The sequence below is a fragment of the Waterburya agarophytonicola KI4 genome, from assembly GCF_020640915.1.
Classification (GTDB): domain Bacteria; phylum Cyanobacteriota; class Cyanobacteriia; order Cyanobacteriales; family Xenococcaceae; genus Waterburya; species Waterburya agarophytonicola.
This window is the reverse complement of the sequence record NZ_JADWDC010000039.1, coordinates 34731-45029: the sequence shown is the minus strand read 5'-3', so window position 1 is coordinate 45029 and position 10299 is coordinate 34731. Positions and strand designations below refer to the sequence as shown.

Below are 10299 nucleotides of genomic sequence, written 5' to 3'. Positions count from 1 at the left end.
TCTCAACCGCGCATTTACCAATATAGGGAACTTGAATCAGAAAGTCAACCCCTTTTTTGCAAGTTTTTGAAAACAGTTTTTCTCTTTCTTCTCAAATGCAGTCGTGATATGGTGTTTGGGCAGATATTTTTTTTGAGATTTTTCTATGTCTTTATCTTTTCAAGAAGTCATTGCCACTTTAAATAGTTTTTGGAACGATCGCGGTTGCTTGATTGTTCAGCCTTATGACACAGAAAAAGGCGCGGGAACTAAAAATCCCAGTACATTTTTGAGAGCATTAGGACCAGAACCTTGGTCAGTTGCTTATGTAGAGCCTTGTAGAAGACCAACAGATGGTAGATATGGAGAAAATCCCAATCGCTTTCAACACTATTATCAGTATCAAGTGTTGATCAAACCTTCTCCCGACAATATTCAAGAGATATATTTAGATTCGTTGAGAGCTTTGAGTATTAATCCTGAAGATCATGACATTCGTTTTGTGGAAGATAATTGGGAAGATGCTGCAGTAGGTGCTTGGGGTGCTGGTTGGGAAGTATGGCTGGATGGAATGGAAGTAACACAATTTACTTATTTTCAGCAGTGTGGCGGAATTGATTGTCGTCCTGTGTCGATTGAAATTACCTATGGTTTGGAAAGATTAGCGATGTACCTACAAAATGTGGATGCCATTACTAAGATTCAATGGAACGATCGTCTTAATTACGGAGATATTTTCTTACAGGGAGAAATCGAACAGTGTACTTATAATTTTGAAGCTTCCGATCCCGACTTGTTATTTAGTTTATTTAGTCTTTATGAGCAAGAAGCCAAACAGTTAATCGATCGCGGTTTAGTTCTTCCTAGCCTGGATTATATCCTCAAATGTTCCCATAGTTTTAATTTATTGGATGCTAGAGGTGTAATTGCCGTTACTGAAAGGACTCGTTATATTGCTCGCATTCGTAGTATGGCTCGACAAGTGGCTCAATTATATTTGGAGCAAAGAGAAAGTTTGGGTTTTCCTCTGCAAAAGGCTAAGTAATTCTAGTTTGCTATTTTTTCTATAACCTTGATAGCTCAAGAGTTTAGAGTTCAATAGCTGTAGCTTATTGAGAATTAATAGCAAAAACTGTATGATAGAAGTCTTAAAATGTTTTGATAACCAGACAATTCTATTGCGTGAGTTTTTATGAGTAACCATATAAATAAGTTTTCTCGCCGTTTTTTTATCAGTATGACTACTGCTGCTTTGGTTGTTGCCTGTAACCAAACTCAAGGAGAACAACAGACGCAAGATACAGGGGGAAAAATAGGCGGACAAGTTAATATTTATTCTGCTCGTCATTACAATACTGATGACGAACTGTATGAGGGATTCACAGAACAAACAGGAATCAAAGTTAATTTAATTGAAGGGAAAGATGACGAACTAATTGAGAGAATCAAAAGTGAAGGCACAAATAGCCCCGCTGATATTTTGATTACTGTAGATGGAGGAAGATTGTGGCGTGCAGATCAAGCTGGCATCTTTGCTCCTGTGAAATCTGCAATTTTGACGGAAAAAATTCCCGAGCATCTACATCATCCAGGAAATCTTTGGTTTGGTTATAGTAAGCGAGCAAGAGTGATTATGTATAACAAAGACAAAGTTAATCCTACGGATATCTCTAGTTACGAAGATTTAGCCGATCCTAAATGGAAGGGTAAGATTTTAGTACGTTCTTCTAGCAATATATACAATCAATCTTTGGTAGCGGGAATGATCGAAGAAAAAGGAGAGGAAGCCACGGCAGAATGGATTAAAGGATTGATAGCAAACCTAGCTCGTCCCCCACAAAGCAACGATACGGGGAATATTGAAGCGGTAGCGGCGGGATTAGGAGATGTCACGATCGCAAATACCTATTATTTAGCTAGATACGAAGATAACCCAGAAGTATTTAGCAAAATTGGGGTAATATTTCCCAATCAATCAGATCGAGGAACCCACGTTAATATAAGTGGTGCGGGAATGCTAGCCAATGCTCCTCACCAAGAACAGGCGATCGCTTTTCTGGAATATTTAGCTACCCCTAAAGCTCAAGAATTTTTTGCCTTGGGGAATAATGAATATCCTGTAGTAGAGGGAACTCCTTCCAATTCTGTACTCCAGAGCTTTGGCGAGTTTAAAGAAGATACTAATAATGTTTCTGCATACGGGAAAAATAATGCAGATGCAGTTAAGATTATGGATCGTTCGGGGTGGAAATAATCTCATCGCTCAAATAAATCAATGAAACAATTGCTCGGTTTAACAGTTTTAACGGATATTTTGTCGATCGCTAGTATGGTCACAATTTCCTTACCCGCTCAAGCAAAATCCCCTTTATCGATTGTTTATCCACCTCCAGAACATCAAACTGTTGCCGAGAAAATATTTTTTATTGGTACAGCACCACCTCAAGCATCGGTTTTCATTAATGGAAAAAAAATTGAAAATCGTAGTGTTTCAGGACATTTTGCCCCGAGCTTGCCTCTTAAAATAGGAGAAAATATTTTTAAAATTCGTTACGAAGACGAAGAAACAGAAATCAAAGTTACTCGTAATAGTAGTCAGCCAGAAATTCCTGAAGATTTGGCTTTCGGTCAAGATTCTTTAATACCCGATGTAGATATAGCTCGTTTGCCCAACGAGCCAATTTGTTTGAGCGCAGTAGCTCCGAAGGATGCCAAGGTTTCTGCCAGGATAGGTAAAAGCAAAATAGTATTATTGCCTCAGGTAAATTCTATTGAATTGCCTCCCAACTCTGCGGTATTGACTATGGAGAATCAACCGATAAATAACTCTAGTATAAGCAGATACCAAGGATGTACTACCTTAGATTTTCCTTACAATTATGGCAAGCCTATATTTGAATTAGAACAAGACGGAGAAATTGTAACTCAGAAGGGTAGAGGAAAGATCCAGATACTTTCCCCCAAAGATATCAAAGTAGTAGAAGTTATTGCTGACGCGGGAGTATCTAGAACAGGGGCAAGTAATAATTATTCTCGCTTAACGCCCTTACCCAAAGGCAGTAGAGCTAGGGTGACAGGAAAAGAAGGAGAATGGTTGAGACTCGATTATGGTGCTTGGATTAAAGCAGCAGAAACCGAACCCGTACCTGGAAATATTCCCCCGCAGTCAACGATCAGAGGTATTATTGCTAGACAAAAAGAATCAGCGACAGAAATTATATTTCCCTTGCAACTACCCGTACCCGTAGAAATAGAACAAAAAGAAGATAGTATAACTTTATCTCTACATAACACTATCGCTCAAACCGATACGATTCTTTTAGATTCAGATCCACTAATTAAACGTCTTGATTGGCAACAGGTATCGCCGACTCAGATTGACTATACTTTTGAACTGAATAGCGATCGCCAATGGGGTTACGATCTCCATTATGAAGGGACTAGTTTGATTTTTTCTTTACGTCATCCACCTAAAATAGAACCATTGTTGAATATGGATCGCTCGGTTAAAGATCCAACAGATGCACCTCTAATTCAGCAACCCTTAAATAATATTTTTATATTGCTAGATCCAGGACATGGAGGGAAAGAGTCGGGTTCAAAAGGACATACAGGTTATCCTGAGAAAGATGTTAATTTATTGATGGCTAAATTAGTCGAACAAGAATTAATTAAATTGGGTGCAAAAGTTTATTTAACCAGAGAAGAAGATGTTGATGTTTCTCTAGAAGACAGAGTAAAGGCGATCGATCAAGTTAAACCAGATCTGGCTATTTCCATTCATTACAATGCTTTACCCGATAGTGGAGATGCGGAGAATACTCAAGGAATAAGTACTTTTTGGTATAACACTCAAGCTCATGCTCCTGCTATATTCTTACACGATTATTTAGTTAATAAATTAAATCGTCCTGATGCTGGCACTTTCTGGAATAATTTAGCTTTGACTCGTCCCCATACAGCACCATCTATATTATTAGAGTTAGGCTTTATGATTAATCCTCAAGAATTTGAATGGATTACTAATAGTGTCGAGCAAAGAAAGTTGAGTAAAGCGATCGCCCAAGGAATAAAAGAATGGTTTGCCTCTGTAGAATAAATTCGATTAGGAAATCGCTAAATTAATAATTATGGACTGGTTGATTTTAGCGATCGCTGGTATATTTTCGGGAGTATTATCGGGATTATTAGGTATTGGGGGCGGATTTATTATCGTTTCCTTATTAGTAGCATTGGGCTATACTCCTATTCAAGCTGTAGCTACCAGTAGCTTAGTAATCGTTTTGAGTTCTAGTACTGGCAGTTTCTATAATTGGCGCAATGGCTATCTCGATCTAAAGCGAGTTATGTATATTGCTATTCCAGCTATTATTGCAGCGCAATTAGGGGTGTACTTAGCGGTAAAAATACCCGACTATCTTTTATTAGGTATTTTCAGTCTTTTCTTAATCACAAATATATTTTTAATTCAGTTACGAAAAAAAATAGTAACTCAAAATAAGCAGTCTAATAGTTTTTTAAATCCTGTTATCTCTAAAATTACTACTGGTAGTATTGCTGGTTTTCTTGCGGGTTTGTTAGGTGTAGGTGGTGGTGCGATTATGGTACCTTTACAAATGCTCCTACTCAACGAAGATATCAAGGTAGCCATTCGAACCAGTCTGGGGGTCATTGTTGCTGCAACTATTTCTTCTTGTATAGTCCATGCAACTCAAGGAAACGTTCTTTACTTTGAAGGTTTAATCTTAGGTATTGGTGGAATGATTGGTTCTCAATTGGGAACGAGAGTATTACCCAAATTACCAGATTCTCTAGTCAGTAGAATTTTTGTTTTATTTTTGGCATCTATGGCAGTATTAAATTTATGGCAGGCTTGGAAAAGCTATCAACTCTAAAGTCAAAAAAATCTAAACATAGAAGTTACGCACTGTACAAATCAACTATTATGTGAGTTAACGTAAATAGTTGATTTCAAGATTTTAAATCTAATGTTTTAGGATTTGCGATCGCAAATTAAACTGTCAAAAACCAAACTCGATCACCTGAAAACTCATACTGATAAAGACAGCCAGTAATTTCAGTAGATACGAAGAAAAAAGAATTGATAGGAAAATATTATAATAAAGGACAAGAATGGCAGCGGAAAAAAGAGCCAATTGTGCTTAAGACCCATGATTTTCCCAATCAAGAACTAGGAAAAGTTATCCCCTATGGAATTATTGGACAAAAAATTAGTGATGAAGAGCTAGAGAAAGTAAATCTTCAGCGAGATCGGTTTCAAGAAAGTTGGAATTATTCAATTCTGCCTAATTTAAACTAATAAGGGGAATTTATTTCTGCGCGATGCCTAATGTACAACATTTGAATTTGGATGTTAAAATCCTAATCGATCTTTAGCTCTAGAATCTTGAAACCTAAATTATTGAGCAACAAATCTATTCATACTAATATCAGTAAGTAGTTGAGACCAATAAATATCTTCTCCAGACTGGTAAAGCTCAAAAGCATCATTTAAAGAGTCGTACCAAATGTGAGAATTAGATCGGAAGTCATTGTGACTCATCTCAGAAATAATCTCTTTGACCCTAGTTATGCTGGCACTAATGAGAGGATCTTCAGGTTTTAAATCAGCATTACATTGAATTCGCAAAAACCAAGTATAGTCTTGACCTATTTCTAATGGAGGTGCATCTTCAGCAAGGGTCATTTTGACAATACCACCCGATGCTGGAAGACTTAATTGCTGGGAATAGTAATAATCTTCTGTTCGATCTTTAACAATAAATGTAGCTAATTTATCTCCATTCATAGGAGAAACATAAGCAAAAAAGCTGGGATGAGATTGTAAAGTCAAACTTTGCTCTTTTTCAGGAACTAGTGCTGTAATTTCATTTCTATCTTTTCGATCGACAGCACAGGTATCTCCTCTTGTTGCTCCTCCGACTGTATATTGAGGTTGACTTTTATTAGGAGGTTTAAAACTAGTAAAAGAATTATTGGTTGTTTTAGTTTTTTGTTCTGGTTGTGAATTTGAGTTTTGTGGAGACTTCTTTTGGGGAGAAGCATGGACAATGTCAGAAGAAAGAATAGTAATAAAACCAAATGCGATTAATAATACTTTATAAAACATGATTTGCTTGGAAAATAATTTAATTTATTATCTCAATTATTATAATTTTAAAGTCTATCTAGTATTGGATTTTTCATCAAATATTTTTATAAGCAAAATAATATTCATCTAATTTTTTTAAATTCAAGAAACAATATTTTTAACTCATTAAATACACGCAATAAAGTTTGAATTATAATATTTTTATAAGTAGAAATACATAGGATAGAAATATGCAAAAAATTAGATTTACCTTGCTTCTATAACTTAATTAACTAAAGCCATTAGGACATTAAATCCAATTTCCAACTAAAACAAAGGGAGCCCAATAGTAAGGATGATTGAATTGTTCTGATTGAATTAACTCTAATTGTGCTTGTCTAAGGATTTGGGCTTTATTTTGAGGAGCGATAACTTCGTTAGGCTTCGCTAAAGCGATTTGCTTGTATACCCGATCTATCAATAAAGCGGTAGATTCATCGGCAACTGACCACAATGTACCAATTGTACTTCTGGCACCTGATTTAAGGGCAATTCCAGCAATACCTAATGCTGCTTTATCATCACCTTGGGCAGTTTGACAGGCACTTAATACTAATAGTTCAATAGGGATTAGTTTGGGTGTTTCTTCTCGCACTTTTAATAGTTGTTCGAGTTCGTTAATATCAATGCGATCGTCCCAAGTTAAGATAAAAGTCTCTTCTGCTTTGGAGCTAAATTGACCGTGGGTTGCTAAATGTAAGATTGGTGCTTCGGTAGTGGCTTTTAATGTTTGACGGAGGCGATCGTTAGTAAATTCTTGATCGAGTAGTAGTTTGGAGTCAATATTGGCAGCAATCTCTTGTACTTCTGTTTTAACTCCTGGCAGAGCAACAAATCCTTGGTTAGCTTCACTTAAACCTGCCACTACTGCTTCCAGTTTTTTATTTTCCAAAGTACTAGAAGGTAGTAATTGTAGCCCTGGAGTTAAAGCGATCGCATAATTTTCGATTAGATATTGTTCGCCATCATAAAGAGCGGAGACAGGAAGATTGCGCAAACTACTATCAAGGACAAAGACTAAAGTTTCAATTTTTGCTGTTTGGAAATCCTTAAGACTAGGTTCAACTAACCAGCTATAAAATTTTTGGGAATTAGCTTTTCTTCTTTTATTAGAGGCTGCGGGATTAAATTGCCCGACTAACTCTTTAATTTGGCTTTCAATTTCATCAGAATTGATGTCTTGAGTATGTAACTTAATGGATTGACCAGGAATAGAAGTCAAGACTGCCAATTTTTCTGGAGTAACGATCGGGTAAATTGTGGCAGCAGCAGGATCTATATTATCTATTTTTTCTGGCGTGGCTTGGAGACAGGCTTGGCGGAAATAGTTTTCTAGTTCAGCCATCTGTAAAGATTCAATAGTATCTCTGGCTTGAATTAAATTATCTTGGGTAGGCTGAGAAATCAGTAATTCTACTAACTGTCGATAGACGGGTTCGACACTTTCTCGGAAAGAGTATTGAGATTCTGGATTGAAAGCCACTAAATCTTCACGAATTTGACCTAAGTTATTTACTGCTTGCTCATAAGAGGCGATCGCTCTAGTAGTTTCTCCCTGAGTTTTAAAAATTCTGCCTAACTGCCACTGCCATTGATAAGCTATATCTTCCGCGACAATTTTTTCGGCTAAATCCAAGGCATATTGATTGAGAGCGATCGCTTTGGTTAGATTTCCCTGTTGTTCTTCGAGATAGGCTAAAGTTCCCATTGCATAGGATTCTGTCCGAACTATACCTTTAGACTGGGCAGATTGAGCAATTTGTTCTAATAGCTGCTTGTGACTCTGGTTGATTAAAGTATCTGGTTTACTAGCGAGAAGCTTCAGAGAACTCAGCCAAGATTGATGAGGAGGGACAGATGATACAGAAACTAAATGAGATTCTATCAGTGCCATTTTCTCGATTAGATCGATTTTGGCAAAATCGTGGTGGGGTAAATTGAGAATTAAATCTTGGCTATTAAGGGCAATTTCCTTTGCTTTTGTCCAGTCTTCAGCCTCAATATAAATCTTGATGGAGTTTAGTAAAGCGATCGCTTTTGTTTCGCCATTTTGAGAACTTGATCCTACTTTTTGCAGTAATTTGATCGCGGTTTCAGGTTCGGAAAACCCGATTGCAGCAGCCAAGTCAATTTTAGTTTTTGCCGTTGCTTCCAAGTCTTTATCTTGAGTTAAGGCAATACTAGCCTCTAGTTTTTCTTTAGCTGCCTTAAAGTCACCGATAGTTGCATAGGTAGTTCCCAAAGCTTTATATCCTGCTGCTTGGAGGTTTTTGGGCAGAGAGGTTAATTTGAGTTCGGCTTTTTCGAGGATTTTTTGGGCAGTGCGATATTGACCGAGTTGTTGAAAAGCGATCGCTTCGTTAATTGCTGCCCCTACTTCTCCTTCTGGATCTTTATTTTTGATGTATAGTTCCTTGGCTGCGCGAAAATTCAAGGCTGCTGCTTGAGGATTATCTTGCTTGAGGTTGAGATTTGCTTGGGTATTGTGAACCTTCGCTACTAAATCCCTATTTAATTCTTGTTTTTCTAATAGTTTAGTCGCTGAGGCGATCGCTGTTTCTGCCTTTTCTAAATCCCCTATTTCTTGATAACCAAGGGAAAGAAAATTATCGATTAAGATTGCTGTTTCTAAATCTACTGTTTCGGTGTTGCGACGACTAGTCAAACCTTGTTTAGCTTGTTCCCAACTTGCGATCGCCGTTGCATAATCCCCTTGTATCATGGCTTCTCTACCGCGATCAATTTCTTTTTGGACTGTGACTGAAACACTAAGGGCAATTTTTACAGGAGCAATAACAATCCCTAATCCAAGACAGATAGCTAAAATAGAGTTACGCATAGATACGGCTGAATTTAAAAACACAAACTACTTGTGCTTAGATTGCCCATTTGTCAAGGAAAACTATCACGAGACTTCGGTGAAATTTCCACAGTTTACGGTTAATTTGAGCAACTAGACCCAATCCAACGATGAGTCAATAAAGGAGTCAAAGCGACCAGTTCCAATTCTCCATGGGCATCAATCATCGTAGCGGTAGCTTCTTCTTTGGTATTAGGATTTCACTTGATGGTCGTAAAGCGCGATCGCATTTTTAATATCTGAGAGTCATTGTCTCACATTGATATCCAAACAGCTGCATATAAATTACTATTAAAATTACTATTAATCTAACTTATTAAATATAAAACCAAGTAACACCATAGCAGTAAAAAATGAATTGTCAAGAAATATCGGGTAATTGGGTTTATCTACCTCGTAAAAAAATAATTGGAATTATACACTTTTTAGGAGGGGCATTTGTTGCTACTGTACCTCAAATATCTTATCGTGACATATTAGAACAAATTACAAGAGAGGGTTATGCCGTCATTGCCACCCCTTTTGTCAATACTTTTAATCATTTTACGATCGCTCGTGAAGTTTTAAATGGTTTTGAAACAGTTGTAGAAAGATTAAAAAGAACTAATATGTTGACTCAAGGATATCTACCAATCTATGGTCTTGGTCACAGCATGGGCTGTAAATTACATCTTTTGATAGGAAGTTTGTACGAAGTAGAACGAGCTGGAAATATTTTAATTTCTTTCAACAACTTTCCCGCTAGCCAGGCAGTACCCTTTTTAGAACAATTTAATATTTCTCCTGTATTTGGTGTTGAATTCGCTCCTTCTCCACTGGAAACAGAAAAAATAATTGTGGACAATTATAATACCCGTCGTAATCTTTTAATCAAATTCGATCAAGATAATTTAGATCAAACCAATATGCTCAATCATCTTCTACAAAATCGCTTCCCAGATCTGACAACGGTAAGAAAGTTAGTTGGAAACCACTTAACGCCTCTAAACCAAACAATTCAGTGGAAAACGGGAGAATTTTATACTCCACTTGATGCGATTGGACAATGGTTCAATCAAGGAATGTCTCAAAATGTCAACCAGTTAAAGCGAGAACTTTTGACTTGGTTGAACCCAATGTCGGCTTTTTGAAGTTTTTTAAAATTGTTCTATTTTTATTGTGTGAGATAGAACACTCTAGACTTTACCAAAACTTTAAATCAAAACACTCTTTTTATATTTACAATTAATCTAATCAAAAAGCTAATCTTTGATTAAATTAATTACTTAGCTTATCAATCAAATCAGATAATTTTGTTTAAGCCTCATAC

The 10299-nt window shown here is 36.7% G+C and carries 7 protein-coding genes and 1 pseudogene; 6 read left to right on the top strand and 2 right to left on the bottom strand.

The features are described from left to right. Positions 1–145 precede the first annotated feature (145 nt). The 5 genes and pseudogenes from glyQ to I4641_RS15050 all read left to right on the top strand — a co-directional run. A complete protein-coding gene (glyQ, locus tag I4641_RS15070) occupies positions 146–1024 on the top strand; it encodes a glycine--tRNA ligase subunit alpha (protein WP_229641366.1) in 879 nt (292 codons plus the stop codon). Positions 1025–1171: 147 nt separating this feature from the next. Beyond that, positions 1172–2233, top strand: coding sequence for a Fe(3+) ABC transporter substrate-binding protein (locus I4641_RS15065; protein ID WP_229641365.1), 1062 nt, complete (start codon positions 1172–1174; stop codon positions 2231–2233). Positions 2234–2254: 21 nt separating this feature from the next. After that, positions 2255–4078 (top strand): N-acetylmuramoyl-L-alanine amidase, encoded by a 1824-nt coding sequence (locus I4641_RS15060; RefSeq protein WP_229641364.1) that lies wholly within the window; start codon positions 2255–2257, stop codon positions 4076–4078. Positions 4079–4109: 31 nt separating this feature from the next. Further along, positions 4110–4874, top strand: coding sequence for a sulfite exporter TauE/SafE family protein (locus I4641_RS15055; protein ID WP_229641363.1), 765 nt, complete (start codon positions 4110–4112; stop codon positions 4872–4874). 170 nt (positions 4875–5044) lie between these two features. Further along, a pseudogene (locus tag I4641_RS15050) lies at positions 5045–5197 on the top strand (ISAzo13-like element transposase-related protein); the annotation flags it as partial. A 201-nt stretch (positions 5198–5398) separates the two neighbouring features. Here I4641_RS15050 and I4641_RS15045 read toward each other — a convergent pair. Both I4641_RS15045 and I4641_RS15040 read right to left on the bottom strand, forming a co-directional pair. After that, on the bottom strand, positions 5399–6109 hold the full coding sequence (locus tag I4641_RS15045; protein ID WP_229641362.1) for a DUF928 domain-containing protein: 711 nt from the start codon (positions 6107–6109) through the stop codon (positions 5399–5401). A gap of 271 nt (positions 6110–6380) precedes the next feature. After that, positions 6381–8969, bottom strand: a complete 2589-nt coding sequence (locus I4641_RS15040) for a CHAT domain-containing protein (RefSeq protein WP_229641361.1) — start codon at positions 8967–8969, stop codon at positions 6381–6383. Between the two features lie 374 nt (positions 8970–9343). Between I4641_RS15040 and I4641_RS15035 the strand changes: the two genes are divergently transcribed. Next, the gene (locus I4641_RS15035) at positions 9344–10120 is read left to right on the top strand and encodes a DUF1350 family protein (RefSeq protein ID WP_229641360.1); all 777 of its coding nucleotides are present in this window, start codon (positions 9344–9346) and stop codon (positions 10118–10120) included. Positions 10121–10299 lie beyond the last annotated feature (179 nt).

Excerpts from the sequence above, each read along its gene's own strand:
- glyQ (WP_229641366.1), top strand. The coding sequence starts at position 146 with ATGTCTTTATCTTTTCAAGAAGTCATTGCCACTTTAAATAGTTTTTGG.
- I4641_RS15065 (WP_229641365.1), top strand. The coding sequence starts at position 1,172 with ATGAGTAACCATATAAATAAGTTTTCTCGCCGTTTTTTTATCAGTATG.
- I4641_RS15060 (WP_229641364.1), top strand. The coding sequence starts at position 2,255 with ATGAAACAATTGCTCGGTTTAACAGTTTTAACGGATATTTTGTCGATC.
- I4641_RS15055 (WP_229641363.1), top strand. The coding sequence starts at position 4,110 with ATGGACTGGTTGATTTTAGCGATCGCTGGTATATTTTCGGGAGTATTA.
- I4641_RS15045 (WP_229641362.1), bottom strand. The coding sequence starts at position 6,109 with ATGTTTTATAAAGTATTATTAATCGCATTTGGTTTTATTACTATTCTT.
- I4641_RS15040 (WP_229641361.1), bottom strand. The coding sequence starts at position 8,969 with ATGCGTAACTCTATTTTAGCTATCTGTCTTGGATTAGGGATTGTTATT.
- I4641_RS15035 (WP_229641360.1), top strand. The coding sequence starts at position 9,344 with ATGAATTGTCAAGAAATATCGGGTAATTGGGTTTATCTACCTCGTAAA.